This window comes from Microbacterium sp., from assembly GCF_047607225.1.
Classification (GTDB): Bacteria; Actinomycetota; Actinomycetes; order Actinomycetales; family Microbacteriaceae; genus Microbacterium.
The window spans coordinates 117,031-142,510 of record NZ_JASGDO010000044.1; the positions used below are offsets into that span (position 1 = coordinate 117,031).

The following is a 25,480-nucleotide window of genomic DNA, read 5'->3' on the forward strand; positions in this document are numbered from 1 at the left end:
GCCGTCTCAGTCGAGGTGGGTGAGGCGCCCTTCCAGAAGTGTGGCTGCCACCTCGGTGCCGCGCAGTTGGTGCTCCCCCGCCGTCAGGGGGTCGGTGTCGACGATGATGAGATCGGCGGCAAGTCCCGGTTCCAGAGCGTTCCCCGTGGCCGTTCCGCCCGCGCTGGAGGCCGCCAGAGCCGTCGCGGGATCGACACCTTCTTCGGGTCGCCAGGCGGGACGACCGTCGCGGGTGCGGTAGACGGCGGCGGCCATCGCCGCCCACGGGTCCAGAGGCGCCACCGGCGCATCCGAGCCGAAGAGCAGCGTCGCCCCCGCATCGGCGAGAGAGCGCAACGGGTACGCGATAGCGGTCTGGCCGCCCCAGATGGAGTCCGTCATGTCGCGGTCGTCGATCGCATGCTCTGGTTGCACGCTGGCGGCCACCCCCAGGCGGGCGAAACGGGCGATGTCGGCGTGCGCCACGAGTTGCGCGTGCTCGATGGTGCCCCGCGCGCCGGTCGCGGCGAAGGCGTCGAGCGCGTGGGTGTTCGCGAGGTCGCCGATCGCATGGACGGCGACGTCGAGGCCGGCCCCGGTCGCGCGCACCAAGAGATCCTGCAGCTGCGCCGGGGGAACCGTGAGGACCCCGTGGTTGTGGGGATCCCCGGGGTAGGCGTGGGAGCAGGCGGCCGTGCGCGTGCCGAGGGAGCCGTCGGTGATCACCTTGAGCGGTCCCATCCGCACGAGGCCGGCCGAATCGAGGCTGTCACCGGTGGCCAGCCCCTCGGCGATCGCACGTTCAAGGAGTGCGGGATACACCCCGAACGAGACACGCGTCGTGTCGAACCCGGCGGCCAGCCGCCGCGCCCACGCCTCGGCGTTCCATGCCATATCGAGGTCGACGACTCCGACCACCCCTCGTCGCGCCGCCTCCGCCAGCGCCTGGGCGACCAAGCGGTCTCCGACACCCGGATCCGCGGCGTTGAGCCGACGAGACACCTCGAAGGCGACTTCTTCTCGCAGCACTCCGGTCTCGTCGTGCGGGAGCCCTTCACGACGAAGTGCCGCCGAGTTCAGCCATACGCTGTGCACGTCGGCGTTGATGAGGTAGGTCGGCACATCTCCGCTGTGAGCGTCGAGGAGATCGAGGGTCATGGCGTCGGGCCACAGGGCATCGCGGAAACCCGTACCCACCCGGCGGCCACCGGCGAGGATGGGCGCGTCGGCCATCAAAGCCGCTGCATGGGCGGCAGAGGTCGCCGCGCCGAGGGCCACCCGTTGAGCCACGAGCGCCCACTGGACGGTGTGGACGTGGTGATCCCACAACCCGCGCGTGACCCATCCTCCGCCCGCGTCGACGACCCGCCCGCGCCGTGGCAGCGCTCGCGCCGGCGCGATGTCCACGATCACGCCATCGTGGAGATGGACGTCCACCGGCTCCGCACCGAACGGGTCGAGGCGTTCGCTGCCCGTCAATCGGGCATCGGCGATGATGTCGACCGTGTCGCCGATGGTCACCCCCACGGTCATCGTTCGTCCCGCGCGGCGCGAAGCCGGTCGTGCGCCCGCTGCATCTCGGCAGGGAGGCGGGGGTCGGTGTAAGGGCCGCTGCCCGAGGCGAGCTCGCGGATGATCGTGTCCACCACGTGGTCGGGCTTGTTCTGACTGAGCTTGCGCTTGGCGACGACACGGTGGGGGGTCAGCCGAAACCCGACGGTGCCCTTCTCCAGTCCGCGGACGAACTTCTCATCGTTCGGGCGTTCCCACAGGCGCCGAGGCTGAGGCATCCGCGATTCGAACCGGTCGACGAGGCGATCGAGAACCTGCAGATTTTCTTCGGGGCTGAGGATCTCAGGCGTGCCGCTCAGGTGGACCGACACGAAGTTCCACGTCGGAACCGACGGCGCGTCGCCGTACCAGCCGGGAGAGATGTAGCCGTGGGGTCCCTGGAAGACGAGCAGCACCTCTCGACCGCCCAAGCCGTGGATGGCATCGTCCGGCCGTCCCACGTGCCCGACAACGGTGAGATCGTCGTGATCCTGGTCGAGGAGCACGGCATAGTGCGAAGCCACGAGCCCCTCGTCGGTGTGGCTCACGAGGGTGGCCCAGGGATGCTCGTCGATGATCCGGCGGATCTCCTGGACATCGGTCATCGCGAAACTGGGGTTCTGTCTCATCGCGCCCTCTCGTCGTCGTTCGTGCCTGCCGGTCTCAGCGCTGGCAGGAGGGGCACCAGTAGAGCTTTCGGGCCGCCATCTCTTCCACCACGATCTCGGTTCCGCAGACCCGGCACGGGAGTCCCGCGCGATGGTAGACCCAGTGGCGGTCGTCCCGACTGCTCATCGCGCGACGATATGCCGTCGGATCGAGGTCGTCCATCGTCATCATCTGCCCGGTCTCGACTCCGATGGCAAGCAGCCTCACCCAGTCGCGCCACAGCGCGCGGACCGTCTCCTCGGGAACGTCTCGACCAGGGGTATGGGGGTTGAGACGGGCGCGGAAGAGCATCTCGGCGCGGTACACGTTGCCGATTCCGCTCACGACCGTCTGATCCATGAGGAGCAGCCCGATCGGCGTGGGCTTGCGCCTGACGACGCGGGTGAACCGCTCCTCGCCCTCGGTGACGTCACCGACGAGGGGATCCGGTCCGAGCTTGGCGACGGTGGCGAGCATCTCGTCGGGAGTCTGCAGTTCGCACCCCGTCGGACCGCGAAGGTCCGCGCTGGTCACATCGGTCAGCAGGCGCAGGCGTACTTGCCCCACGATCGGAGGCGGCCAGGTGCCGTCCTCGTCGTCCAGGCCGCGGGTCTGCTCGCTCATCCGTACGCGTCCGCGGGCCTGCCGCGGCGCGCCGATCGAGCTCAGTGAGTTCTCGCCCGCGGCGTCGAAGACGATCTCCGAGTCGGTGCCCCGCTGGTTCGTCTGGCCCATCCGGCCGTTCGCCGAGGCGATGGTGGGGTCGATGAGGATCTCCCCGGCGAAGTCCCACGCGCCGTACATGCCCAGGTGAACCCGGAGCCAGAGATCGTCGTCGAACTCGAGGAACATCTGCTTGCCGACTGCTCGGACCTCGGTCGGCGTGCGACCGTCGAGGATCGCCGCCCCCTCGGCGAATCGGCCCTGCGGACTAGATGCCCGCACACGGCGCCCCACGAAGTTGCGATCGAACTGCCGCGCGATCCGATGGACGGAGTGGCCCTCGGGCATCAGGAAGCGCGGGGGTCCGGCGCGAGCGTACCGTCGGTCTCGTACGCAGCCATCTGACCGATCCGCCTCGCGTGGCGCTCCTCGCCGGAGAACGGCGTCTGGATGAACCGGTCGATGAACGACACGGCCTCTTCGAACGTGTGCTGGCGCGCTCCGATCGCGATGACGTTCGCGTCGTTGTGCTCGCGCGCGAGCTCGGCCGTCGCGAGATTCCAGGCCAGCGCGGCACGGGCGCCGCGGACCTTGTTCGCCGCGATCTGCTCGCCGTTGCCGGAGCCCCCGAACACGACGCCGAGCGCTTCGCGCCCCTCGGCCTGGTCGGCGACGACGGCCTGTGCCGCGCGGATGCAGAACGCCGGGTAGTCATCGAGTGGGTCGTACTCGATGGGGCCATGGTCCACGATGTCGTGTCCCTGTTCCGCGAGGTGGTGCTGCAGACGGGTGGAGAACTCCAGCCCCGCGTGGTCGGTCGCGATATGGATGCGCATGGACTCCATCCTAGGGATCCACAGACCGCACCACTCCGTGACATGATGACTTCATCATGTCAATAAGTCAGCGCCAACGGCCGCTCTACGAAGTCAAGGCGAACCTGTTCAAAGGCCTCGCGCATCCCTTCCGGATTCGCATCCTCGAGCTGCTCTCCACCGAGCCGGAAGTCTCCGTCGCCGCACTGCAGGCCGCCACCGGCCTCGAGGCGTCTCACCTGTCTCAGCACCTCTCAGTGCTCCGCCGGCACCGTTTGGTCGTCAGCGAGAGGCGCGCGAGCCACGTGTTCTATCGCCTCACCGATCCCGCCGTCGCGCGACTTCTCGCCACGGCGCGGGAACTGCTTCTCGAGGTCGTGGCCGACGACGGAGCGCTCCTGATCGATGCCCGCTCCCTCCCCCGCATCCCCGAGATCCCCGGGAGCGCCCGATGACGGTCTCGACCCCCGTCGCCACCGTCGGTGGCTCCTCCCACCGCGCGCGTCTGCGGTCTCTCCTCCCTTCGCGCGCCGATTATGCGGTCGCCCGCCGTTCGTGGCGATCGGACCTCGCCGCCGGTGTCACCGTGGGAATCGTCGCGCTGCCGCTCGCCCTCGGCTTCGGGGTCAGTTCCGGACTCACGGCGGAGGCCGGCCTCGTCACCGCCGTGATTGCCGGCGCACTCGCCGCCTTCTTCGGTGGCTCTCATGTGCAGGTCTCCGGTCCGACCGGTGCGATGGTCGTCGTCCTCCTGCCGATCGTCGCGGCGCACGGCGCGCCCGCCGTCGTGGTGGTGACCCTCATCGCCGGAGTGCTGCTCGTCGCGGGAGGGCTGATGGGGTTGGGACGCGCGGTGTCGTTCATCCCGTGGCCCGTGATCGAGGGGTTCACCCTCGGGATCGCAGCGATCATCTTCCTGCAACAGGTGCCCATGCTTCTCTCACCACATGTCGCGACGGCCGGACAGCACAGCACGAACGCGGCGGTCGCCGCCGTAGAGGCGCTGGCGGCCCCCGACGCCGGTTACCTCTTGTGGGCCGCCGGTGTCGTGGTGGTAGTGGCCGGATGCATGCTCCTGGCCCCTCGCGTGCACCGCGCCATCCCGGGCTCGCTCGTGGGAATCGTCGTGACGACCGCTGCCGTGGCGATCGTGCCCACACCGCTCGCCACGATCGGGCCGCTTCCCTCCGCGCTGCCGCTTCCGACTCTTCCTGCAATCGATCCCGAGACCATTGCGCTCCTCCTCGGCCCTGCCGCGACGGTCGCCGTGCTCGCCGCGATCGAGTCCCTCCTGTCGGCGCGGGTGGCCGCGACCATGGCGGACACGGGCCCCTACGACCCCGATCGCGAGCTCGTCGGCCAAGGTATCGCCTCGATCGGCTCCGGCCTGTTCGGCGGGATGCCCGCCACCGGGGCGATCGCTCGCACGGCAGTGAACGTCAAGTCGGGGGGCCGCTCGCGCCTGGCCTCCCTCACCCACGCCGCGGTGCTCCTCATGGTGGTGTTCGCCCTGGCGGGGCTCGTGGGCCGAATCCCCCTCCCGGCCCTGGCGGCCGTGCTGATGGTCACGGCGGTGCGTATGGTGCACGTCGCCACCGTCCGGATGATCCTCCGTTCGACCCGGAGCGACGCCGCAGCCTTCCTCCTGACCGCGCTCATCACGGTCAGCTTCGACCTCATCGTGGCCGTCGCCATCGGAGTGCTCGTGGCGGGCGTGTTCGCCCTTCGGACTCTGGCCCGGCGCGCGGGGGTGCAGCGCGAGATCATTCAGGGCGACCCGGTCGAGGGCGACGAGAGGATCGCGATCATCCGTTTCGACGGTCCCCTGTTCTTCGCCGCGTCGGACCGCGTGTTCGAGAAGGTCAACGAGGTCCGGGGCGTCTCGGTCGTGATCCTGCGCATGAGCCAGGTGGAGCTCGTCGACGCCACCGGCGCCCGCATTCTCGGGGAGATCGTGCAGACGCTGGAGCGGCGCGGTGTCACCGTCCTGATCAAGGGCGTGCAACCCCGTCATGACCGTCTGTTCCGGCGCATCGGTGTGCTCGACGCGCTCCGCCATCACCGGCACCTCTTCCTCTCCCTTCCCGACGCGATCGCGCACGCCCGCGATCATGTGCGTCGGGAATCGGCGTCGGCGTAGGCTTGTCGGGTTGTCGCAGACGCCAGCAGCGCCTGCCCGCGGCATCCACCCTGACCCTTGGGAGACACCAACGTGCCTGGAGAGAACCTCACCCGCAGCGAAGCGCAGGAGCGCCGCTCGATCGTCGACACGTCCTCGTACGAGGTCACACTCGACGTGACGACCGGACCGGAGGTGTTCCGCTCGCGCTCTGTCGTGCGCTTCAGCGCCGTCGCGGGGGCGTCGACCTTCATCGACCTCATCGCCCGTGAGGTTCACAACATCACGCTCAACGGTCGGTCCATCGACCCCGCTGCCGCCTTCGCCGATTCGCGCATTGCGCTAGACGGCCTCGCCGCTGAGAACGAGCTCGTGGTCGAGGCCGACTGCCTCTACACGAACACCGGCGAGGGGCTCCACCGGTTCGTCGACCCCGCGGACGGTGAGGTGTACCTGTACTCCCAGTTCGAGGTGCCCGACTCGCGCCGAGTCTTCGCGGTGTTCGAGCAGCCCGACCTGAAGGCCACTTTCCAGTTCACCGTCACCGCGCCGAGCGCGTGGAAGGTCGTGTCGAACTCTCCGACACCGGAACCGACGCCCGCAGGCGCCGGCGGCTCCACCTGGACCTTCGCGCCCACTCCCCGCATCTCGTCGTACATCACCGCGCTCGTGGCCGGCCCCTACGAGGCGACATTCTCCGAGCTGACCAGCGCCTCGGGGCGGGTTATCCCGCTGGGCGTGTACGGCCGCAAGAGCCTCTGGCAGCACCTCGACGCCGACTACATCTTCGAGAAGACGCGCCAGGGCTTCGCGTACTACGAGGAGAAGTTCCAGGTCCCCTATCCCTTCGAGAAGTACGACCAGCTCTTCGTGCCCGAGTTCAATGCGGGTGCGATGGAGAACGCAGGAGCGGTCACCTTCACCGAGACCTACGTCTTCCGCAGCAAGGTCACCGACGCGGTCAAGGAACGTCGCGTCGTGACGATCCTCCACGAGCTCGCCCACATGTGGTTCGGCGACCTGGTGACGATGAAGTGGTGGAACGACCTCTGGCTCAATGAATCCTTCGCCGAGTGGGCGTCGACGATCGCCACTGCCGAAGCCACCGAATGGACCGAGGCGTGGACGACCTTCAACGCCATGGAGAAGTCCTGGGCGTACCGCCAGGACCAGTTGCCCTCGACCCACCCGGTCGTCGCGGAGATCAACGACCTCGAAGACGTGCAGGTGAACTTCGACGGGATCACGTACGCGAAGGGCGGATCCGTCCTCAAGCAGCTCGCCGCCTGGGTCGGCATCGAGGCGTTCTTCGGCGGAGTGTCCGCCTACTTCCAGAAGCATGCGTGGGGAAACACCGAGCTGCGCGACCTGCTCGTGGAGCTGGAGGCCACGAGCGGTCGCGAGCTGACGACATGGTCGAAGAAGTGGCTGGAGACGGCCGGCGTGAACACCCTCGCGCCCGAGATCAAGACCGACGGCGCGGGCGTGATCACGCGCTTCGCGATCGTGCAGACGGCGCCGGCGGACTACTCGACCATCCGGCCGCACCGTCTCGGCGTGGGTTTCTACACCCTCGACGGCGGCGCGCTCGTGCGGACGCACCACGTGGAGATCGACGTCGATGGCGACCTCACCGAGGTGTCCGAATTGGTGGGTCTCGAGCGACCGGACCTCGTGCTGCTCAACGACGAAGACCTCGCGTACGCGAAGATCCGCCTCGACGACCGCTCCCTCGCGACTGCCATCGAGCACCTGAGCAAGATCAGCGACCCGCTCGCCCGCTCGCTGGTGTGGGGGGCGGCATGGGATCAGACCCGCGACGCCGAAGCATCCGCATCCGACTACATCGACCTCGTCCTGAGCAACATCGGTGCCGAGACCGAGTCGACGACCGTCCGCACGACGCTGGCTCAGCTCCAGCTCGCGGCGAACTCCTACGTGGCCCCGGCCGTGAGGGCGCAGTCGCGTCGGAAGGTCGCCGACGGCCTCTGGTCGCTCGCGCAGGCTGCGGCCCCGGGCAGCGACAGTCAGCTCCAGTTCGTCACCGCGTTCGCCTCGGCCGCGTCGGCCTCGGAGCACTGGGAGCGTGTCCGGGCACTGCGCTCGGGTGACCTCGCCCTCGACGGGCTCGTCGTCGATGACGATCTCTCGTGGGCGCTCCTGGTCTCTCTCGCGGCGGGCGGGGTTGCGAGCGCCGCAGAGATCGACGCGGCGCGGGAGGCGGACAACACCGCCAAGGGAGGCGAGTTCGCCGCGCAGGCTCATGCTGCCCTCCCGACCGTGGATGCCAAGCGGATCGCGTGGGCGTCGCTCATCGACGCGAACGACCTCCCGAACACCGTCGTCCGCTCCGCGGCGCTGGGCTTCGTGCACCCCGCGGGAACCGACGCACTCGCCGCGTTCATCGACGACTACTTCGAGATGCTGCTCCCGATCTGGTCGACCCGTACGTACCAGATCGCGAACTACCTGATCACGGGGCTTTACCCGGCGCCGCTCGCCAACAGCGAGCTCCGGGACGCGACGCGCGGCTGGCTCGACAGCCACCGCGACGCACCTCCCGCACTCCGACGCCTGGTCGCCGAGAACCTGGCCGGTGTGGATCGGGCGTTGGCAGTGCAGGAGCGCGACGCCCAGTAGGCGGAGTCTCCCGCGGGCCGGCCTCCTCCTTCGGGGGGACGCCGGCCCGCGGCCTTCGGTACTCGGGGCGGATGTGCGCCTGAGGCCCGGTCAGTAGCGTCGAAGCATGATCGTTGCAGAAGGCCTCACGAAGAGGTTCGGAGACAAGAACGCGGTGTCCGACGTCTCCTTCACCGTCCAGCCGGGGAAAGTCACGGGCTTCCTCGGCCCGAACGGTGCCGGGAAGTCGACCACTATGCGCATGATCGTCGGTCTCGACCGACCGACCGCGGGGCAGGTGACCGTCAACGGACACCCCTACCGCTCCTCGCGAGCTCCGCTCACCGAAGTGGGCGTGCTGCTGGACGCCAAGGCGGTGCACACGGGGCGGAGCGCGCAGGCGCACCTCCGAGCGATCGCCGCGACACACGGCATCGGCAAAGCACGTGTCGACGAGGTGATCGAGCTCGCTGGCATCGGCTCGGTGTCCCGCAAGCGGGCCGGCAAGTTCTCGCTGGGCATGGGGCAGCGCCTGGGGATCGCCGCAGCCCTGCTCGGCGACCCGCACACCCTCATTCTCGATGAGCCGGTCAACGGACTGGACCCCGAGGGCGTTCGCTGGGTACGCCAGTTCGTCCGCTACCAGGCCTCGCAGGGGCGCACTGTACTTCTGTCCAGCCACCTCATGAGCGAGATGTCCCTCACCGCCGACCACGTCATCGTGCTCGGCCGCGGTCGGGTGCTCGCCGACGCGCCGCTGGCCGAGCTGGTCTCGGCATGGACGGCGACCACCGTGCGGGTGCGCACACCGCGTCCGAGCGAGCTCGTCGATCTGCTGGCGGGCACGGGCGTCAGCGTCACGGCCGCGGAGACCGGTGTCCTCGACATCGAAGGCACCTCGGCCGCCGCGATCGGCGATGCGGCCGCCGCTGCCGGCATCCCCCTTCACGAACTCACCCCGACGACGGGCTCGCTGGAAGACGCCTATCTGGCGCTCACGGGCGAGTCCGTTGAGTACCGCTCCAAGGAGATCTCATGACCGCCCCTGTCCTGGAGGCCGCAGCGGCCCCGGCTCCGCGCACGGCAACGCCGGCGGCGCACCTCACCTTCGCGCAAGTCCTGCGCGCGGAGACCATCAAGCTGGTCTCGCTTCGTTCCACCTGGTGGTCGATCGGGATCACCGCCGTCCTCTCGGTCGGGATCTCCACCCTGATGGCCACGGCCTCGAGGGACTTCCCGTCGGAGTTCCCGTCCGTGATGGCGATCACCGCACCCATGCAGTTCACGATGCTGCTGGCGGGGATCCTTGGCGCGATCTCGGTGACCGGTGAGTACTCGACCGGCATGATCCGTTCCACGCTCACCGCCGTGCCACGCCGGGGTGAGGTCTTGGCTGCCAAGGCCGTCGTGATCGGGGGCTTCCTCGCCATCGCTTCGGCGATCATCTTCGGTGCCGCCGTGCTCGCCACGGCTCCGATCCTCGCCTCGCCGATCGACTGGTCCGAGCCCGCGCAGTCGATCGTGCCGATCGCCTACAGCGTCATGTCGATGACGGTGTTCGCCCTGATCGGCGTGGGCTTCGGTTTCATCCTCCGAAGCGGGGCGGGAGCGATCGCTGCGACCGTGGGGCTCTTGTTCGTCCTTCCGATCGTCGTCGACCTGTTCCGCCTCTTCGGCCCGGCGTGGGCCTGGGTCGCCGATCTCGGCAAGCACCTCCCGATGAGCGCCGCACAGGTACTGTCGGTCCCGGGGGCGGACGACCCCGGCACCGCCGTCCTCACGCTCGCCGCATGGGTCGCCGTGTGCCTTGCGGGCGCGTGGGCCGTCCTCCGCGTCCGCGACGCGTAGAGTCGGGGCCGTGTCGCCACGCAGCCGCAGCTCGTCCTCCGTCATGGACGACGAGCTGCGGCTGCCGCGTGTTCCCGGCGTCATCCGTCGCTTCTGGGCCCGTCATCCTCTTCTGGCCGACATCCTCGTCGCCCTGATCTGCCTGGCGCTCAATGTTGTTCCCGCCGCGACGTTCCGTCTACCGACGGAGGCCGGCAGGGGACCGTCCCCCGCGGCACTCGTGCTCGTCCCCCTGACGGTCTGCGCCTGCGTGATGCTGTTGCGCCGCCGCCAGTGGCCGACAGTCGTGTTCATCGGGGCCATCGTCCTGGATGTCGCCTTCCTCCTCGCCGGAACCGGCACCGGCACCATGCTCGGTCTTGTGACGAGCTACTCGCTCGCGGTGTACCGGTCGACACGGGCCGCATGGATGGGGTTCGGAATCGGGGTCGGCGCGCTGGGCGTCGTCGCGTTCTGGCTCGGTTTCGCCGGTGTCATCGCGCCGTCAGACGCAGCGAACTCGGTCATCGGCACGGGGGCAATGCTCCTGATCGGCACGCTGATCGGAGTCAACGTCGGAAACCGCAAACGCTACGTCGAGGCGATCATCGCGCGCTCTCGCCAACTCCTCGTCGAACGCGATCAGCAGGCACAGTTGGCCGCCAGCGCGGAGCGCTCTCGCATCGCGCGAGAGATGCACGACATCGTCTCCCACTCCCTCACGGTCATCGTTGCCCTGTCGGAGGGCGCGACGGCGACGCGAGACCAAGACCGGGCGCGGGCGGCGACCGCCCAAGTGGCCGACACCGCCCGGGCCGCGCTGCTCGAGATGCGAGCGATGCTCGGCGTCCTGCGCGACGACAGCGCGTCCGCTCCCCTCACTCCCGTGGGCGAGGACGCGGTCTCGACGGTCGTCGACTCAGCGCGCGCGGCGGGCTACCCCGTGGTGTTCCGGCAGGAGTCGACCGCCGGCACGATCGCCGACCTGCCGCGTTCGCTGCGGCTCGCTGTCGCGCGCATCGTCCAGGAGGGGGTCACGAACGCGATGCGGCACGCTCCGGCGGCGCGGCGCATCGACGTCCTCCTTCAGATCGGTGCGCGGGACGTCGTGGTGGAAGTGCGCAACGACGGCGTGGTGGGCGTGCCCTCCACGGGCGGGTTCGGCCTACGGGGACTACGGGAGCGCGTCGACCATGTCGGCGGTGAACTCGATGTGGGACCGTTGGCCCCCGAGAGTTGGCGCATCCGCGCGCGCCTCCCGGTTGAGGGTGACCGTGTGCGCCCCGAGACCACCGACCCGATGTCCCCGGAGGAGAGAACGTGAGCAGCCCCATCCGCATCCTGTTGGTCGACGATCAGGAGTTGATCCGCGTCGGGTTCCGACTCGTCCTGGAGGCAGAGGCCGACATCGAGGTGGTCGGAGAGGCCGGCGACGGACGGGAGGGCATCGAGGCAGCCGTCCGGCTCGCCCCCGATGTCGTGCTGATGGACGTGCGGATGCCCCACCTGGACGGGATCGAGGCGACGGCGCGGCTTCGAGATCTCCGTCCAGACACCCGCGTGCTGGTGCTCACGACCTTCGACCTGGACGAGTACGCATTCGGGGCGCTGGAAGCCGGCGCAAGTGGGTTCCTGCTCAAAGACGCACAACGCGCGGAGCTGCTGGCCGCCGTGCGCGCCGTCCATCGCGGCGACGCCGTCCTGGCGCCGCGGGTGACGCGGCGCGTGATCGAGCAGTTGGCGCCCCGCGTGTCGCCCCCTCCGGGGCCCGATCCGTCGGCCTCCCTCACCGAACGAGAACGCGAGGTATATCTGGCGATGGCGCGTGGGCGGACCAACGTGGAGATCGCCGCAGAGCTCTTCCTCGGCGAGTCCACCGTCAAGACCCATGTGGGGCGGGTGCTCGCCAAGCTCGGCGCACGGGACCGCATCCACGCCGTGATCCTCGCGCACCGCTGGGGCCATGTCGAACAGGGTTCTCCTTGAGGCCGGTCTCCGCCGTCGTTCAGGTCGCGCTCGTTAGGATCGAAGGGTGATGTTGGTTCCCGGGCAGGCGGTCGACCCCGCGCAGTGGTCGTGGCCGTGGTGGCTGCGGACGTTCGGCGAGATCGGCGTGAAGCTCCTCGTGATCGCCGCCATCGTCGTCGGGGCGCTGATCGTGTCGTGGCTCTTGCGCGTCGTCATCAGACGCGTCGTCAATCGCATCGTGACGGGAGCGAAGTCCAAGGCCAACGTGACCGACACGCAGGCACTCGACCGCTCACCGCTTGCCGCGGTCCGCCTCGTGCAACGCACGCGAACCCTGGGGTCGATCCTCCAGAACATCGTGAACGTCGCGCTCGTGATCATCGCGGTGCTCCTGATCGTGAACGCGATCGATCAGAACGTGCTCGGCTCGTTCGCTCTCCTGTCGGCCGCGATCGGCGCCGGCCTCGGGTTCGGCGCACAGAACATCGTGAAGGACGTGCTGAACGGGATCTTCATCGTCGCCGAGGATCAGATCGGCATCGGCGACGTCGTCGATCTCGGGCTCGCCACGGGCATCGTCGAGTATGTGAGCGTGCGCATCACACACGTCCGTGATGTCAACGGAACGCTCTGGTACGTACGCAACGGCGAGATCACCCGCATCGGCAACATGTCACAAGGATGGTCGCGCGTGATCATCGATCTCGCCGTCCCCGTCGACGTCGTCATCGAAGACGTCGAGACCGCGATGCTGGAGACGGCGAAGAGCCTGGCGAAGGACCCGAAGTGGCGCTCCCGGGTCATCGAGCAGCCGGAGGTGTGGGGTCTGGAGTCCGTCACGGGCGACGCGCTCGTCATCCGACTCGTCATGAAGACGCGAGCCAACGCGAAGGACGACGTGGCCCGTGAACTCCGGATGCGGCTCAAGCGGCGCATGGACGAGATGGGTATCACGCTGCCGCAGATGAACTCGATCATGCTGAGCGGGCTGGAGGGGGCGCAGCGTGTGCGCGGGGCCAACCCTCCGCGCACCAAGCCCACCCCGGTCACGCCGGCCGACGATTCGGTCGCCCGGCCGGTGTGGAAACCCAAGCGCAAGCCTCGTTCGTCGGGCTCCGGGAGCGGCGGTTCGGGCGACTCCACGGCAGACGGAGCGCCGTCGTGAGCGACGCGCCGCGCAGTTTCTATGAAGAGATCGGTCCGGACGCCTTCCGCCGCCTGGTCGATGCGTTCTACCGCGAGGTCGCCGCCGATGAGGTCCTCAAGCCGATGTATCCGGAAGAGGATCTGGGGCCGGCGAACGAACGCTTGCGGATGTTCCTCGAGCAGTACTGGGGCGGCCCGTCGACGTACAGCGAGCGCCGCGGACACCCTCGTCTGCGCATGAGGCACGCGGCGTTCCACGTGAACCCCGACGCACGCGACCGGTGGCTACGGGCGATGCGGGTCGCGCTGGACGAGGCGGAGCTCTCGCCCCTCCAGGACGCGACGATGTGGGATTATCTGGAGCGGGCCGCGCACGCGATGGTGAACACGTTCGAGCCCTCCGGTATCGCGCCTGAGCGCCCGTCGTCCCGCCCCGGCCTCCCCCTCCATCCCGATCCCCCGCGGCGCGCCGGCAGCGACCGCTGAGCACAGTCCCCCCTCGCGACGAAGGAGTCGACGGATGAACGCACGCACGACGCATCGCACCGATGTTCTCATCGTGGGCTGGGGACTGGCCGGACTCGTCGCGGCCAGCGAGGCGGTGGCGGCCGGCAAGCGCGTGGTGATCGTGGATCAGGAACCGCGGACGAACCTCGGCGGTCAGGCGTTCTGGTCCTTCGGAGGCCTGTTCCTGGTGGACTCCCCCGAGCAGCGTCGCTTCGGGATATCCGACTCCCTCGACCTCGCCCGCCAGGACTGGTTCGCCACGGCCGGCTTCGACAGGGAGGAGGACCGGTGGCCGCGGGCGTGGGCCGAGGCGTACCTCGACTTCGCTCACCACGAGAAGCGTGCGTGGCTGCGCGAGAAGGGTGTGAGGTTCTTCCCCGTCGTCGGCTGGGCCGAACGCGGAGGTTACACCGCTCTCGGGCCGGGCAACTCCGTTCCGCGTTTCCACATCACGTGGGGAACCGGTCCGGGTGTCATCGCGCCCTTCATCGCTGAGGTCTCGCGTGCAGAAGCCGCGGGGACCCTCACGATCCTCCCCCGCCACCGCGTCTCGGCGCTCTCGATGCACGACGGTGTCGTCACCGGCGCCGTCGGCGACATCCTGGCCCCCTCGGGGGCGCCACGCGGTGAGGCGAGCTCTCGTGAGGTCGTCGACGCCTTCCAGATCGAGGCGAGCGCGACGGTCGTCGCAGCCGGAGGCATCGGTGCCAACCACGAACTCGTGCGGGCCCAGTGGCCGTCGCGGCTCGGCGCGCCGCCGCGGGAGATGCTCTCCGGAGTCCCGCAGTATGTCGACGGCTCGATGCAGTCGGTGACGGCGGCGACCGGGGCGCGACTCATCAACGGCGACCGCATGTGGCACTACGTCGAGGGCATCCGGAACTGGGATTCCATCTGGCCCCACCACGGCATCCGCATCCTCCCGGGGCCGTCGTCGCTCTGGCTCGACGCGACCGGACAGAGGCTGCCAGCGCCGCTCTTCCCCGGCTTCGACACGCTCGGAACGCTCGAGCACCTCCGGCGGACGGGTCACGACCACTCCTGGTTCGTGCTGTCCCGCGCGATCGTCGAGAAGGAGTTCACTCTGTCCGGGAGCGAGCAGAACCCCGATCTGACCGGCAAGGACGTGCGGCTCCTCCTGAAGTCTCGTCTCGGCAAGGGCGCTGCCGGCCCCGTGCAGGCCTTCCTCGACCACGGCGCCGACTTCGTCGTGCGAGACGATCTCGACGCCCTCATCGAGGGGATGCGTGCAGTGCCCGGTGGGGAGCTCCTCGATGCCGAGCGGGTGCGGCAGGAGGTCGTTGCGCGCGACCGCGAAGTCGGCAACGCGTTCACGAAGGACGCCCAGATCGCTCTGCTGCGGTCGGCCCGGGCCTACCGCGGAGACCGGCTCGTTCGCACTGCCCGACCGCATCGGATCCTCGACCCCGCATCCGGTCCGCTCATCGCGGTCAAGCTCCACGTGATCACCCGCAAGTCCCTGGGCGGCATCGAGACGGATCTGTCGGCCCGCGCCCTGGACTCCGAGGGTCTTCCGGTCCCCGGCCTCTATGCCGCGGGCGAAGCGGCAGGCTTCGGTGGCGGTGGCGTCCACGGATACCGCGCACTGGAGGGCACCTTCCTCGGCGGGTGCTTGTTCTCCGGTCGTGTCGCGGGGCGCGCGGCGGCAGCCGCGGCCTGACTCAGGCGAACGCGCCCGTCGGCCGTACCGGCGTGAGGCCGCTACGCACGATCGTGCGCGTCAAGACGTGCCCTCGAACGAGGCTGAGACGCGTCCACGGCCCGTGCTGGTGGATCGTCGCATCCTCCTCCCCGCGGATGAAGCCGAGCGCGAACGCAGCGAACGCGACTCCGCTCGGCAGCCCGCTCACACTCTCGTCGGGCTCACCCCACACCTCGGCGCGGATGGCGTGAACGACCTCCTCTCCCGCGTCCGTCGGAAGCCGCTCGGCAACCGCGGCGATACCTCCCTGGGCCCGTGCGGCCAGACGTGCTGCGGCAACTCGCCCGACGGGGGTCCATCCCATCCGGGGAGGCGAGACCCCCGCCCATGCCGCGGTCACCGCCGTCTCGGGCAGGGAGACGCGGGAGGGGTCCTCGCCGTGCGCGAGTGAGCCGGCTTCGACGACGAGGTCGCACACGAGTTCCGGGTCCGTGCGCACCGCGCGCAGCCCGAGGATCGTCGGTGTCGGCTCGCCCAGCGCGCGGGGTGCGAGGGGGGCGCACGTCAGCGTCAGCGTCCCTCGCGCTGCCTGCAGGCGGATGGTGCCGTCGCCCACACGTGCCGCTCGTTGTGCGAATGTCACCGCGTCGGATGCTGCGCGAGGATCGTGGAAGAGGAGCGAGGCGGACACCCGCTCTAAGCTAGCAAGGTCAGTCCGACCGCGGAGGGAGTAGGCGTGCCAGAGGTTCCCGACCCGGTCGCACTCATGCTGGACGTGCTCGATCTGTCCTCCAGCGACGCGCGGACGACGGAAGACATCTTCACGGGTCGCTCTCATCCGATGCCGAGCGGTCGGATCTTCGGGGGCCAAGTGCTCGCTCAGGCGATCCTCGCCGCCGACCGCACGACATCGGACGACCGGACACCGCACTCGATGCACGGCTACTTCCTCCGAGCAGGCGACGCGTCGGCAGGACTGACCTTCTCGGTGGATCGCATCCACGACGGGCGATCGTTCTCGACGCGCCGCACTCAAGCCTTCCAAGACGGTCTCCCGATCTTCTCGATGATCGCGTCGTTCGAGCGAGAGGATCCGGGACTCGAGCACGATGCATCCATGCCTGCGGGCGTCGACGATCCCGAGACAGTGCGGAGCCGCCGAGACGCGGCCCGGCATCATCCGGCCTCCGGCCGCCTCCTCGATCAGATCCCGATCGAGATCCTGCACACCGCCGGCGATCTGTACACGCAGCCGGCGCCCGACACCAGCCCGGGCCAGGCCGTGTGGATGCGGACGCGGCGTGCGATCGGCGACGATCCCGCGCTGCACCGCGCGGTCCTGGCCTACATGAGTGACATGACGATTCAGGAACCGGTGCTGCGGGCCCACGGCGTGGCGTGGTCGACTCCGGGCCTGAAGGTCGCCAGTCTCGATCACGCCATGTGGTGGCATCGACCGGCGCGCGTCGACGAGTGGTTGTTGTATGTCCAGGAGTCGCCGAGCGCCCGCGGCGGCCGCGGGTTCAGCACCGGTCGCATCTACGCACGCGATGGCGCGCTGATCGCCTCGGTGGCGCAGGAGATCATGGTGCGGGTGCCCCACCCGCACGCGATCAACGGCGGTGAGTGAAGGCCGGCGGTTCGCCGAGGTACGGTGACCATGCGTCCCGCATCTCCGCGGTCAGGCGCTGTGGACGCCCCGTGGCGGCATCGACCATCACGACGACCGAGCTCGCCCGGGCGTACAGCGTCCGTTCCGGGTCGCTCGCCGGGGAGAACACCTCGTAACAGACCTCGATGCTGGAGCCCCCGAGCTTGCTGAACCACAGCTGCACGTCGAGCGGCTCGCGACGATACGGCACGGGCGCGAGGTACTCGATCTCTTGACGGGCGATGAGCGTGAGCGCGCCGGCATCCAGGCCGCTCTCGATCACGGCGGTGCTGGGCGCAGTATCGCCCGCCTCGGCGACCCAGAACGCGCGCACACGAGCCTCTTCGAGAAGCTTCAGCATCGAGGTGTTGTTGACGTGGTTGAACGCGTCCAGATCACCCCACCGCAGATGGATCGGAACGTGGAGGCGGCCGCCCGCCGCGACGCCTCCCTGCCCCTCAGTCACGGGTGAGCTTGCGGTAGGTGGAGCGGTGCGGCGTGGCGGCATCGGGCCCCAGCCGCTCGATCTTGTTCGCCTCGTAGGCCTCGAAGTTCCCCTCGAACCAGTACCACCGATCGGGATGCTCGTCGGTGCCCTCGTAGGCCAGGATGTGGGTGGCGATGCGGTCGAGGAACCAACGGTCGTGCGTGATGACGACCGCGCACCCCGGGAACTCGAGCAGCGCGTTCTCCAACGACTGCAACGTCTCGACGTCGAGGTCGTTCGTGGGCTCGTCCAGGAGCAGGAGGTTTCCCCCCTCTTTCAGCGTGAGCGCGAGGTTGAGACGGTTGCGCTCACCGCCCGACAGGACGCCGGCCTTCTTCTGCTGGTCTGGCCCCTTGAATCCGAACTTGGACACGTACGCGCGGGAAGGGATCTCGGTCTTGCCCACCGTGATGATGTCGAGTCCGTCCGAGACGACTTCCCACAGCGTCTTCTGCGGATCGATGTTGGACCGGCTCTGGTCGACATAGCTGATCTTGACGGTGTCGCCGATCTTGAGGTCGCCCCCGTCGAGCGGTTCGAGGCCGACGATCGTCTTGAAGAGCGTGGTCTTGCCCACGCCGTTCGGGCCGATCACTCCCACGATGCCGTTGGGCGGCAGGCTGAAGCTGAGTCCGTCGATCAGGGACCGGTCCCCGAATGCCTTCTGGAGCTTCTTCGCCTCGATCACGACGCTTCCCAGGCGCGGCCCCGGCGGGATCTGGATCTCCTCGAAGTCGAGCTTGCGGGTGCGCTCGGCCTCGGCCGCCATCTCTTCGTAGCGCGCGAGACGGGCCTTCGACTTCGCCTGCCGTCCCTTGGCGTTCGAGCGCACCCAGTCGAGCTCCTCGGCGAGCCGCTTGGCGAGCTTCGCGTCCTTCTTTCCCTGGACGGACAGACGCTCTGCCTTCTTCTCCAGGTACGTGGAGTAGTTGCCCTCGTAACCGATGAGTCGGCCGCGGTCGACCTCTGCGATCCACTCCGCGACATTGTCGAGGAAGTACCGATCGTGAGTGATCGCGATGACGGCCCCGGCGTACTTCTGGAGGTGCTGCTCGAGCCACAGCACGCTCTCGGCATCGAGGTGGTTGGTGGGCTCGTCCAGAAGCAGCAGGTCTGGCTTCTGCAGCAAGAGCTTCGTGAGCGCGACGCGACGCTTCTCCCCTCCCGAGAGGTTGCTCACGGATGCATCTCCGGGCGGCGTGCGCAGCGCATCCATCGCCTGCTCGAGCTGGGAATCGAGGTCCCAGGCGTCGGCGGCGTCGATCTCCTCCTGAAGCGTGCCCATCTCAGCCAGCAGCGCGTCGAAATCGGCGTCGGGATCGCTCATGAGCCCGGAGATCTCGTTGAAGCGATCGACCTTCGCCTTGATGGCGATCCCCTCCTGGATGTTCTCCAGGACGGTCTTGGTCTCATCGAGCTCCGGTTCCTGCATGAGGATGCCGACGGAGAACCCCGGCGTCAGCTTCGCGTCACCGTTGGACGGGGTGTCCAACCCCGCCATGATCTTGAGGATTGTCGACTTTCCCGCGCCGTTCGGACCGACCATGCCGATCTTCGCGCCGGGCAGGAACGACATCGTGACGTCGTCGAGGATCAGCTTGTCCCCCACGGCCTTTCGGGCGCGGACCATCTGATAGATGTACTCAGCCATGTCGTTTCACAATCTCCAAAGGGGTGACGTCGTCAGCCTCCCAGCCTAACGCCGCAACGCGAGCCACGACGCCGATGGAGCGCCTCCGCCGTCTTGCGCCGACGGACCTGTGGTCAACCCGCCGGCGTCCAATCGATCTCTCGGGTATCGCCCACGAGACACCGCTCGTCGGGCAGAGCGGGAAGCACGACCGCCGTGGGCTTCTTGGTGGACGGGCCGACTTGACCCACGAGGCACTCGCCCTTCCAGAGCACCGAGAACTGGATGCTCTCCGCCGGGTTGCCGACGCTCGTCTCATCGCGTGTCACCTGCATCGTCTGCACATCGAACCCGACCTTGGCGAGCGCATCGATGTAGGCACGCCCCTTCACCTTGTCGTCGGTCTTCCACACCGCGCGCATGACGGACGTGAACAGCGGCAGGTTGTCTTCCGCATCGCCGTCGGACTTCAGCGACACCCCGCTGGCCGTCGGACTGGGTGACACGGCGGGCGAACTGGAGGGGGCCGGTGGTGGAGTGTCGGCGGGCGTGCACGCCGACGCACCGCCCGTCAGCGCGGCGATGAGAAATGCGGCGAAGAAGAAGCGACCGGGCGTTCGGGACACCCGTCGATTGTAGGCGCGGGGCGCGCTCGTTCGTACGTCGGCCATACGACAGACGGAAGAGGCCGGCGGTTGGCACGTCAGAACGGGGAGTCCGCCGCGTCCGCATAGACGCGGTCGTCCCGGACCGTCGACGCGGGAGAGTCAGCGCCATCGCGCGAACCAGTCCCGGCCGAGGACGCCGGCGGCACGGACTCGCCTCTCCGGTACTCCGTCGTTGCCCACAGAAGGTCATGCCCCACGGCGGAGGCCTCGACCTCGGCGGACGTGCCTTGCTTGCCTGCGGACTCCCACTGCCGCAGGCGGAACGCACCGACCACGATCACTCGATGGCCTTTGCCGAGCGACTGGAGCACATTCTCGGCGAGGCCCCTGTAGGCCGAGACGGTGAACCAGTTCGTGTGCCCGTCGACCCACCCACCGGAGGCCTCGTCACGCCTGCGCTCCGTGCTGGCAAGGCGAAAGCGCGCGACCGTGTGGCCCCCCGCGGTCTGGCGACGCTCGGGATCTCCGACCACGGTGCCGATGACGGTGATGTGCTCGCTCATGTCGGTGACCTCCTCGGTCATCAGGAATGGGTGGCATCAGCCTTGCCCCGTGACCCGTTGTAGAGCCGCCGTCAGGCGAGGTCCGTGTGCAACGCCTGCTCTGCGGTTCCTGGGGAGGACGCCATGGAGTGTCGGAGGTCGAAGCTATGTTCGATTCAACGATGATGGGAGAGGAGCCGACATGTCCACCAGAAGCGATGCGCGAGTCACCACAGACCCCTTCGAGTTGCCGCCCCGAGGAAGGCTCCGTGTCGGCGGCGTCGATCTGCTTCGGGTGTCCGAGCGCTCCTGGCGGGCGATGGACGCGGCGGGACGCGTCTTGGGTCACATCCAGATGCGCGGCCAGAGCGACGGGCGGCGATACGTGGCGCGGCGCTTCCTGGCCTCGCGAAACGCTTACCGCGATCTCGGCGAGTTCTGGAACCTGGGCGAGGCCGTCGACTGCGTCCGGTTCTCGCGGTGACTGCCGGGCCGGAGCGTGCCTCGGCCCCCTCCAGCCGCCTAGACGATGGTCGCCAGGTCCTCCGGTACACCTCGCGGCGCTGCGGCCTTCACGGCCGGCCAGACGTCGGCGATCACTCCGACGCCACGCCGCAGCAACTGGGGCGACGCAGTGAAGGGGATGCGCAGGTTGCTCTCGTGCGTGCCATCGGGCGCGAACCGCGAGCCCGAGGACAGGTGGACGCCGCGGGGGCGGAGCGCCATCACGAGGCCTGCGCTCAGCGGGGCGTCCAGGCGTACCCACAGGGACACTCCCCCCTGCACATCGGGGATGCCCCACTCCGGCAGTCGCGTCGCGAGCGTCTCCCTCAACGCTGTGTGGCCTTCGGCGAGAAGCGCGGCGCGTTGCGAGAGGATCTCCGGCATGCGCTGTAGGAGACGCACGGCAACGGCTTGTTCGAACTCCGGCGTTCCGAGTTCGTGGGACGGGCGGGACGCGACGAGGCGGCGGATCGTCTGCGGCTGAGCGCGGATCCACCCGACGCGCAGACCTCCCCAGACCGTCTTTCCCAGAGAGCCGATCCGGAGTGCGGAGGTACCGATCAGTGCCGGATCCGGGATCGCCGCGTCATCGAGCGACAGCTCCGCTGTCGTTTCATCGAGGACGAGCATGCACCCCGAGTCGGCGGCCGCCCGGGCGATGACCTCCTGCTCTCGGCGTTTCATCGATCGGCCCGTGGGGTTCTGGAACGTCGGCATCAGGTACGCCAGCGTCGGTTCCGTCCGAGAAAAGACCTGCTCGGCGCGCTCGAGGTCCCAGCCGCCCGACGTCGACACCGGAATGGTGACCAAACGCGCGTCGACATTGCGAAACGCCTCGGCGGCGTGTGGATACGTCGGAGTCTCTATGACGACGCGATCCCCGCGGCGCGCGAGAGCACTCGCGATGAGATGGATCGCGCTCTGCGCACCCGTCGTGACCAGGATCTCCTCCGGCCGGGTGGGGAGGCCGCGTTGCTCGTATCGAGCGGCGATCGCTCGACGGAGCTCCCGCGAGCCGACGATGTCGTATCCCGGGCGGGAGAGAATCGACGCCGCCTCGGATGCGGTCTCGGCCAGCGCACCGGCGAGCCCCGGCCACGCCGCAGGGCTCGCCTGCGTCAAGTCGATCTCGTCGGCGGCGTGCGCCGGGGGCGCCGACTCACGGTGTCGCGCAGGAAGGGTGACGCTCCCCGACCCCCGCAGGCTCTCGATGTGCCCCGTTTCACGGAGGCTCCGATAGGCGGCCGCTACCGTCGTGCGGCTGAGCCCCAGGGTGGCGGCGAGCTCGCGTTCCGCGGGCAGCGCCGTCCTCGGGGCGAGCCGATTGTCGAGACACAACAAGCGGATGGCGTCCGCGAGCGCCTCATAGGCCGGGTCGCGCGTCCGCCAGCCTCCGAGCGCGCGATGGAGACTCCGAGCGGTGACACGCGAGTACATGCAGCCACGATAGTGGAATTGGACTGCACGGCCCCGTCCAATCCTGAGGTTGAATGATCACGTGACGCTGCGTCTCCTCCAACTTCTCATCGGGCTCATCCTCTTCGGCGCCGGCTGCGCGGTCATGGTCCAGGCCGGCATCGGCCTGGACCCGTGGACCGTGTTCGCGCAGGGCCTCTCGCGCCAGACGGGGGTCGGGATCGGTTGGGTGACCAACATCGTGGGATTCCTCGTCCTCCTTCTCTGGATCCCCCTTCGGCAACGCCCCGGGATCGGCACGATCGCCAACATCCTGCTCGTGGGAACGAGTATGCAGCTCACCCTCTGGATCATGCCGAGCGTGCAGGGATTCCTGCTCCAGATCGCGGTGTTCCTGGCGGGAACGGCCGTCGTCGCGGTCGCGTCCGGCCTGTACATCGGAGCGCGCTTCGGGCCCGGACCTCGCGACGGGCTCATGACGGGAATGCACGAACGCTTCGGGTGGCCGATTTGGACGGCGCGGCTGACTGTCGAGGCGTCCGTGCTGCTCTTCGGATGGCTTCTGGGCGGGACCGTCGGCCTCGGCACCGTTCTGTTCGCGGTCCTCATCGGACCGCTCGTCCACCTCACGCTCCCCTGGTTCGACACGCGCGCGCGGTCGGAGCGGGCGCGTGTCAACCGACGGGCCGTCCCCGTGACCGGAGCCTGACGCCGAGCGTCAGCCTGACGCCGAGCGTCAGTGCTCTCCGAACCGAGGCCAGTCCGATCCCGGAGCAAGATGGGCGTGGAGCGCGCTCTTCGCGATCTCCATCGTCGGATAACTGCCCAGTTCGGCGGAGGCCCCCGCCATCGTCACGGTGTAGCTCTCGTCGGTCGCACGTATCGTGCCCACGACCCGGCCGTCAGCACCGTACGCGACCCAGACCCGAGTCGGTGTGGTTGTCGTCATCGTCGACTCCTTCCCGATCCCGACCGTACGCCGCCCGCGCGCTTCGCACCACGGGGTCGTCGGGAGGTCACCGCGCCCCCGGCAGGATTCGAACCTGCGACCAACGGATTAGAAAGCCGATGCTCTTCCTCTGAGCTACGGAGGCTGAACCTCCAGATTACTGAATCGGCGCGCCCAGAGAGAGCGCCGACGCGGACGACCCGGTGGAGACCCCGCGCCTGTCCGTCCGACCCCGTCGTTAGGATGTCCCCATGGTGGGTGCTGCAGAGAACGACCGTCTCGTCTGGATCGATTGCGAGATGACGGGACTCGATCTCTCGGTCGATCAGCTCGTCGAGATCGCCGTCGTCGTCACCGACTATGAGCTCACCCTCCTGGATCCGGGATTCCAGGTCGTCATCAAGCCCGATGCCTCGGCGCTCGAGAACATGAACGACTTCGTGACCGAGATGCATCGGACGTCCGGTCTCCTGGACGAGATCCCCCACGGGGTGAGCGTGGCCGAGGCGGAATTCCAGACGCTCGAATACATCCAACGCTTCGTGCCCGAGGGCAAGGCTCCCCTGGCGGGTAACACGATCGGGACGGACCGGATGTTCCTCGCCCGATACATGCCGCGGGTGGATCGCTGGCTGCACTATCGGAACGTCGATGTGTCGAGCATCAAGGAACTCTCGCGGCGGTGGTACCCGCGCGCGTACTTCCACGCCCCCGGAAAAGACGGCGGTCACCGCGCTCTCGCAGACATCCGCGAGTCGGTCCGCGAACTCGCCTACTACCGGCAAGTGGTCTTTGTCGCGCCTCCGGGACCCACGAGCGATGAGGCGCGCGACGCCGCGACCGCACTCGTGTCGTCGTTCGGGTCAACCCTGTAATACAATCGTGTGGTTGCCCGCTCACGTGGGCGCATGGTGGGTATAGCTCAGTTGGTAGAGCACCTGGTTGTGGTCCAGGGGGTCGCGGGTTCAAGTCCCGTTACTCACCCCATGTCATCGTCGCTCGATCGGCGGTGTGCGTCCGACCGTCGACGCTGTCACGGGTAGGCTTTCCCAGGTGGGGTGCAGACCATGATGGAGATGGACGCGACGGAGTTCGACGCCCTCGTCGCGGAGGAACTCGATCTGCTGCCTCAGGAGATGACAGCCGGTCTCGACAACGTCATCTTCGTGATCGAGGATCGACCGGAGGACGGCTCGCTCGATCTCTTCGGCCTCTACGACGGGCTCGCCCTCACGGAACGTGATCGCTACGGCCTCGGCGAACTGCCAGATCGCATCATCGTGTATCGGGATGCGCACCTCGATGCCTGCGACGACGTGGATCACCTCCGCGACGAGGTCCACACGACCCTCGTCCACGAGATCGCCCACTTCTACGGCATCGACGACGCGCGGTTGCACGAGCTGGGTTGGGCATGACGATCCCGCTCGAAGACACGCGTCTGGACGCCGACACGACAGCCTCGCCGCCCTGGCAGACGGTCGTCTGGAACGACCCGGTCAACCTCATGAGCTATGTGACCCACGTCTTCCGGGAGTACTTCGGCTATCCGCGCGACCACGCCGAGCGACTGATGCTCGCGGTGCACCACGACGGGCACGCCGTCGTGTCCGAAGGGGCACGGGAGCAGATGGAACTGCACACCCAGGCCATGTACGATTACGGTCTCTGGGCGACCGTACGAAAGGCGCCCTCATGACCGGTCAGAGCCTCATCATCGAGTTCGCCGCGCTGGAAGTCACTCATCTGCGCGACCTCCTGGATCAGTTCGCAGCGATGCTCGAAGCTCAGGGCGACCCGGTTTCCCCGGACGACCCGGCCATCGCCCGGCTGGTCCCGGACGCCTACGCGGACGACCCCGCCGCCGCGCGGGAGTTCCGCTCGCTCACGCAGGCCGACCTGCTGCAGCGGCGCATCGACGACGCCCGGCTCATGTCAGACTCTCTCGGCACCGCCGCAGGCGGAGACGCGTCAGCCGCCCCGCCGGACAGCACCGTGCTCGTCACTCTCGACGCCGATGCGGCCGCGGCGTGGTTGCGGACTCTCGCCGCCCTTCGACTCGTCCTGGCCTCGCGCCTCGGAATCACCGACGAGGCGGACGAGGACGTGGACAATCCTCTTTTCGGGGTGTACGAGTGGTTGGGCTTCCGCCTCGACAGCCTGCTCGGCGCTCTCGAGACCTGACCCG

At 68.5% G+C, this 25,480-nt stretch carries 28 protein-coding genes and 2 tRNA genes; 18 read left to right on the forward strand and 12 right to left on the reverse strand.

Annotated elements, in window-relative coordinates:
• Positions 1–6 precede the first annotated feature (6 nt).
• Genes QM591_RS08605 through QM591_RS08620 form a run of 4 tightly spaced genes read right to left on the reverse strand, consistent with a single transcriptional unit; the run spans position 7 to position 3,677 of the window.
• Positions 7–1,512, reverse strand: coding sequence for an amidohydrolase (locus QM591_RS08605; RefSeq protein ID WP_415131579.1), 1,506 nt, complete (start codon positions 1,510–1,512; stop codon positions 7–9).
• The gene (locus QM591_RS08610) at positions 1,509–2,159 is read right to left on the reverse strand and encodes an FMN-binding negative transcriptional regulator (protein WP_415131581.1); all 651 of its coding nucleotides are present in this window, start codon (positions 2,157–2,159) and stop codon (positions 1,509–1,511) included. The genes QM591_RS08605 and QM591_RS08610 overlap by 4 nt, the downstream gene beginning before the upstream one ends.
• Before the next feature lie 34 nt (positions 2,160–2,193).
• Positions 2,194–3,189, reverse strand: coding sequence for an Fpg/Nei family DNA glycosylase (locus QM591_RS08615; protein WP_415131583.1), 996 nt, complete (start codon positions 3,187–3,189; stop codon positions 2,194–2,196).
• Positions 3,189–3,677 (reverse strand): ribose-5-phosphate isomerase, encoded by a 489-nt coding sequence (locus QM591_RS08620; RefSeq protein WP_415131585.1) that lies wholly within the window; start codon positions 3,675–3,677, stop codon positions 3,189–3,191. Before QM591_RS08620 ends, QM591_RS08615 begins: the two co-directional genes overlap by 1 nt.
• A gap of 56 nt (positions 3,678–3,733) precedes the next feature.
• Here QM591_RS08620 and QM591_RS08625 point away from each other — a divergent pair, with 56 nt between their 5' ends.
• The 10 genes from QM591_RS08625 to QM591_RS08670 all read left to right on the forward strand — a co-directional run bounded on the left by QM591_RS08625 (position 3,734) and on the right by QM591_RS08670 (position 15,523).
• Entirely contained in the window at positions 3,734–4,111 is a 378-nt protein-coding gene (locus QM591_RS08625; RefSeq protein WP_415131587.1) for an ArsR/SmtB family transcription factor, read from the forward strand.
• Positions 4,108–5,796, forward strand: a complete 1,689-nt coding sequence (locus QM591_RS08630; protein ID WP_415131589.1) for a SulP family inorganic anion transporter — start codon at positions 4,108–4,110, stop codon at positions 5,794–5,796. Before QM591_RS08625 ends, QM591_RS08630 begins: the two co-directional genes overlap by 4 nt.
• Positions 5,797–5,868: 72 nt before the next feature.
• Complete coding sequence (gene pepN / locus QM591_RS08635) at positions 5,869–8,415, forward strand: aminopeptidase N (protein ID WP_415131591.1); 2,547 nt, start codon at positions 5,869–5,871, stop codon at positions 8,413–8,415.
• A gap of 106 nt (positions 8,416–8,521) precedes the next feature.
• A complete protein-coding gene (locus tag QM591_RS08640) occupies positions 8,522–9,433 on the forward strand; it encodes an ABC transporter ATP-binding protein (RefSeq protein ID WP_415131593.1) in 912 nt (303 codons plus the stop codon).
• The gene (locus QM591_RS08645; RefSeq protein WP_415131595.1) at positions 9,430–10,242 is read left to right on the forward strand and encodes an ABC transporter permease; all 813 of its coding nucleotides are present in this window, start codon (positions 9,430–9,432) and stop codon (positions 10,240–10,242) included. Before QM591_RS08640 ends, QM591_RS08645 begins: the two co-directional genes overlap by 4 nt.
• Before the next feature lie 10 nt (positions 10,243–10,252).
• Entirely contained in the window at positions 10,253–11,545 is a 1,293-nt protein-coding gene (locus QM591_RS08650; RefSeq protein WP_415131597.1) for a sensor histidine kinase, read from the forward strand.
• Positions 11,542–12,207: a response regulator gene (locus QM591_RS08655; RefSeq protein WP_415131599.1), complete on the forward strand. Its 666-nt coding sequence runs from the start codon at positions 11,542–11,544 to the stop codon at positions 12,205–12,207. Before QM591_RS08650 ends, QM591_RS08655 begins: the two co-directional genes overlap by 4 nt.
• Before the next feature lie 49 nt (positions 12,208–12,256).
• The gene (locus QM591_RS08660; protein WP_415131765.1) at positions 12,257–13,354 is read left to right on the forward strand and encodes a mechanosensitive ion channel family protein; all 1,098 of its coding nucleotides are present in this window, start codon (positions 12,257–12,259) and stop codon (positions 13,352–13,354) included.
• The gene (locus QM591_RS08665; RefSeq protein ID WP_415131601.1) at positions 13,351–13,821 is read left to right on the forward strand and encodes a globin; all 471 of its coding nucleotides are present in this window, start codon (positions 13,351–13,353) and stop codon (positions 13,819–13,821) included. The genes QM591_RS08660 and QM591_RS08665 overlap by 4 nt, the downstream gene beginning before the upstream one ends.
• A gap of 34 nt (positions 13,822–13,855) precedes the next feature.
• Positions 13,856–15,523 carry an FAD-binding dehydrogenase gene (locus tag QM591_RS08670; protein WP_415131603.1) on the forward strand — a complete coding sequence of 556 codons (1,668 nt, stop codon included), beginning with the start codon at positions 13,856–13,858 and terminating at the stop codon, positions 15,521–15,523.
• A gap of 1 nt (position 15,524) precedes the next feature.
• On the opposite strand, the gene QM591_RS08675 is transcribed toward QM591_RS08670, so the two are convergent.
• Positions 15,525–16,196, reverse strand: coding sequence for a hypothetical protein (locus QM591_RS08675; RefSeq protein ID WP_415131605.1), 672 nt, complete (start codon positions 16,194–16,196; stop codon positions 15,525–15,527).
• Between the two features lie 75 nt (positions 16,197–16,271).
• Here QM591_RS08675 and QM591_RS08680 point away from each other — a divergent pair, with 75 nt between their 5' ends.
• Positions 16,272–17,135 carry an acyl-CoA thioesterase gene (locus QM591_RS08680; RefSeq protein ID WP_415131767.1) on the forward strand — a complete coding sequence of 288 codons (864 nt, stop codon included), beginning with the start codon at positions 16,272–16,274 and terminating at the stop codon, positions 17,133–17,135.
• Here QM591_RS08680 and QM591_RS08685 read toward each other — a convergent pair.
• The 4 genes from QM591_RS08685 to QM591_RS08700 all read right to left on the reverse strand — a co-directional run bounded on the left by QM591_RS08685 (position 17,119) and on the right by QM591_RS08700 (position 20,465).
• Positions 17,119–17,622 (reverse strand): acyl-CoA thioesterase, encoded by a 504-nt coding sequence (locus QM591_RS08685; protein WP_415131607.1) that lies wholly within the window; start codon positions 17,620–17,622, stop codon positions 17,119–17,121. The genes QM591_RS08680 and QM591_RS08685 overlap by 17 nt on opposite strands.
• The gene (gene ettA / locus QM591_RS08690) at positions 17,615–19,294 is read right to left on the reverse strand and encodes an energy-dependent translational throttle protein EttA (protein ID WP_415131609.1); all 1,680 of its coding nucleotides are present in this window, start codon (positions 19,292–19,294) and stop codon (positions 17,615–17,617) included. The genes QM591_RS08685 and ettA overlap by 8 nt, the downstream gene beginning before the upstream one ends.
• Before the next feature lie 113 nt (positions 19,295–19,407).
• The gene (locus tag QM591_RS08695; RefSeq protein ID WP_415131611.1) at positions 19,408–19,899 is read right to left on the reverse strand and encodes a DUF6993 domain-containing protein; all 492 of its coding nucleotides are present in this window, start codon (positions 19,897–19,899) and stop codon (positions 19,408–19,410) included.
• Between the two features lie 77 nt (positions 19,900–19,976).
• Positions 19,977–20,465 (reverse strand): single-stranded DNA-binding protein, encoded by a 489-nt coding sequence (locus QM591_RS08700; protein ID WP_415131613.1) that lies wholly within the window; start codon positions 20,463–20,465, stop codon positions 19,977–19,979.
• A 160-nt stretch (positions 20,466–20,625) separates the two neighbouring features.
• Here QM591_RS08700 and QM591_RS08705 point away from each other — a divergent pair, with 160 nt between their 5' ends.
• Entirely contained in the window at positions 20,626–20,907 is a 282-nt protein-coding gene (locus QM591_RS08705) for a hypothetical protein (protein ID WP_415131615.1), read from the forward strand.
• A gap of 38 nt (positions 20,908–20,945) precedes the next feature.
• On the opposite strand, the gene QM591_RS08710 is transcribed toward QM591_RS08705, so the two are convergent.
• Complete coding sequence (locus tag QM591_RS08710) at positions 20,946–22,364, reverse strand: PLP-dependent aminotransferase family protein (protein ID WP_415131617.1); 1,419 nt, start codon at positions 22,362–22,364, stop codon at positions 20,946–20,948.
• Positions 22,365–22,425: 61 nt separating this feature from the next.
• Here QM591_RS08710 and QM591_RS08715 point away from each other — a divergent pair, with 61 nt between their 5' ends.
• On the forward strand, positions 22,426–23,052 hold the full coding sequence (locus QM591_RS08715) for a YczE/YyaS/YitT family protein (RefSeq protein WP_415131619.1): 627 nt from the start codon (positions 22,426–22,428) through the stop codon (positions 23,050–23,052).
• A gap of 27 nt (positions 23,053–23,079) precedes the next feature.
• Here QM591_RS08715 and QM591_RS08720 read toward each other — a convergent pair whose 3' ends face one another.
• Together QM591_RS08720 and QM591_RS08725 are read right to left on the reverse strand one after the other, a co-directional pair.
• Positions 23,080–23,292 (reverse strand): methyltransferase, encoded by a 213-nt coding sequence (locus QM591_RS08720; protein WP_415131621.1) that lies wholly within the window; start codon positions 23,290–23,292, stop codon positions 23,080–23,082.
• 73 nt (positions 23,293–23,365) lie between these two features.
• Positions 23,366–23,437: transfer RNA gene (locus tag QM591_RS08725), tRNA-Arg, on the reverse strand.
• A gap of 106 nt (positions 23,438–23,543) precedes the next feature.
• Between QM591_RS08725 and orn the strand changes: the two genes are divergently transcribed.
• From orn to QM591_RS08750, 5 genes are all read left to right on the forward strand, one after another.
• Complete coding sequence (gene orn / locus QM591_RS08730; protein WP_415131623.1) at positions 23,544–24,167, forward strand: oligoribonuclease; 624 nt, start codon at positions 23,544–23,546, stop codon at positions 24,165–24,167.
• Positions 24,168–24,203: 36 nt separating this feature from the next.
• Positions 24,204–24,279, forward strand: a tRNA-His gene (locus tag QM591_RS08735).
• 83 nt (positions 24,280–24,362) lie between these two features.
• Complete coding sequence (locus tag QM591_RS08740) at positions 24,363–24,710, forward strand: metallopeptidase family protein (protein WP_415131769.1); 348 nt, start codon at positions 24,363–24,365, stop codon at positions 24,708–24,710.
• Positions 24,707–24,991 carry an ATP-dependent Clp protease adapter ClpS gene (gene clpS, locus QM591_RS08745; protein ID WP_415131625.1) on the forward strand — a complete coding sequence of 95 codons (285 nt, stop codon included), beginning with the start codon at positions 24,707–24,709 and terminating at the stop codon, positions 24,989–24,991. Before QM591_RS08740 ends, clpS begins: the two co-directional genes overlap by 4 nt.
• Positions 24,988–25,476, forward strand: coding sequence for a DUF2017 family protein (locus QM591_RS08750; protein ID WP_415131627.1), 489 nt, complete (start codon positions 24,988–24,990; stop codon positions 25,474–25,476). The genes clpS and QM591_RS08750 overlap by 4 nt, the downstream gene beginning before the upstream one ends.
• The last annotated feature ends 4 nt before the right edge of the window (positions 25,477–25,480 follow it).

What these genes read in the sequence shown, in the direction of transcription:
- QM591_RS08605 (WP_415131579.1), bottom strand. Translation starts at nt 1,512, where the DNA reads ATGACCGTGGGGGTGACCATCGGCGACACGGTCGACATCATCGCCGAT.
- QM591_RS08610 (WP_415131581.1), bottom strand. Translation starts at nt 2,159, where the DNA reads ATGAGACAGAACCCCAGTTTCGCGATGACCGATGTCCAGGAGATCCGC.
- QM591_RS08615 (WP_415131583.1), bottom strand. Translation starts at nt 3,189, where the DNA reads ATGCCCGAGGGCCACTCCGTCCATCGGATCGCGCGGCAGTTCGATCGC.
- QM591_RS08620 (WP_415131585.1), bottom strand. Translation starts at nt 3,677, where the DNA reads ATGCGCATCCATATCGCGACCGACCACGCGGGGCTGGAGTTCTCCACC.
- QM591_RS08625 (WP_415131587.1), top strand. Translation starts at nt 3,734, where the DNA reads ATGTCAATAAGTCAGCGCCAACGGCCGCTCTACGAAGTCAAGGCGAAC.
- QM591_RS08630 (WP_415131589.1), top strand. Translation starts at nt 4,108, where the DNA reads ATGACGGTCTCGACCCCCGTCGCCACCGTCGGTGGCTCCTCCCACCGC.
- QM591_RS08640 (WP_415131593.1), top strand. Translation starts at nt 8,522, where the DNA reads ATGATCGTTGCAGAAGGCCTCACGAAGAGGTTCGGAGACAAGAACGCG.
- QM591_RS08645 (WP_415131595.1), top strand. Translation starts at nt 9,430, where the DNA reads ATGACCGCCCCTGTCCTGGAGGCCGCAGCGGCCCCGGCTCCGCGCACG.
- QM591_RS08660 (WP_415131765.1), top strand. Translation starts at nt 12,257, where the DNA reads ATGTTGGTTCCCGGGCAGGCGGTCGACCCCGCGCAGTGGTCGTGGCCG.
- QM591_RS08670 (WP_415131603.1), top strand. Translation starts at nt 13,856, where the DNA reads ATGAACGCACGCACGACGCATCGCACCGATGTTCTCATCGTGGGCTGG.
- QM591_RS08680 (WP_415131767.1), top strand. Translation starts at nt 16,272, where the DNA reads ATGCTGGACGTGCTCGATCTGTCCTCCAGCGACGCGCGGACGACGGAA.
- ettA (WP_415131609.1), bottom strand. Translation starts at nt 19,294, where the DNA reads ATGGCTGAGTACATCTATCAGATGGTCCGCGCCCGAAAGGCCGTGGGG.
- QM591_RS08700 (WP_415131613.1), bottom strand. Translation starts at nt 20,465, where the DNA reads ATGACCGAGGAGGTCACCGACATGAGCGAGCACATCACCGTCATCGGC.
- QM591_RS08705 (WP_415131615.1), top strand. Translation starts at nt 20,626, where the DNA reads ATGTCCACCAGAAGCGATGCGCGAGTCACCACAGACCCCTTCGAGTTG.
- QM591_RS08710 (WP_415131617.1), bottom strand. Translation starts at nt 22,364, where the DNA reads ATGTACTCGCGTGTCACCGCTCGGAGTCTCCATCGCGCGCTCGGAGGC.
- QM591_RS08720 (WP_415131621.1), bottom strand. Translation starts at nt 23,292, where the DNA reads ATGACGACAACCACACCGACTCGGGTCTGGGTCGCGTACGGTGCTGAC.
- orn (WP_415131623.1), top strand. Translation starts at nt 23,544, where the DNA reads ATGGTGGGTGCTGCAGAGAACGACCGTCTCGTCTGGATCGATTGCGAG.
- QM591_RS08740 (WP_415131769.1), top strand. Translation starts at nt 24,363, where the DNA reads ATGGAGATGGACGCGACGGAGTTCGACGCCCTCGTCGCGGAGGAACTC.
- clpS (WP_415131625.1), top strand. Translation starts at nt 24,707, where the DNA reads ATGACGATCCCGCTCGAAGACACGCGTCTGGACGCCGACACGACAGCC.
- QM591_RS08750 (WP_415131627.1), top strand. Translation starts at nt 24,988, where the DNA reads ATGACCGGTCAGAGCCTCATCATCGAGTTCGCCGCGCTGGAAGTCACT.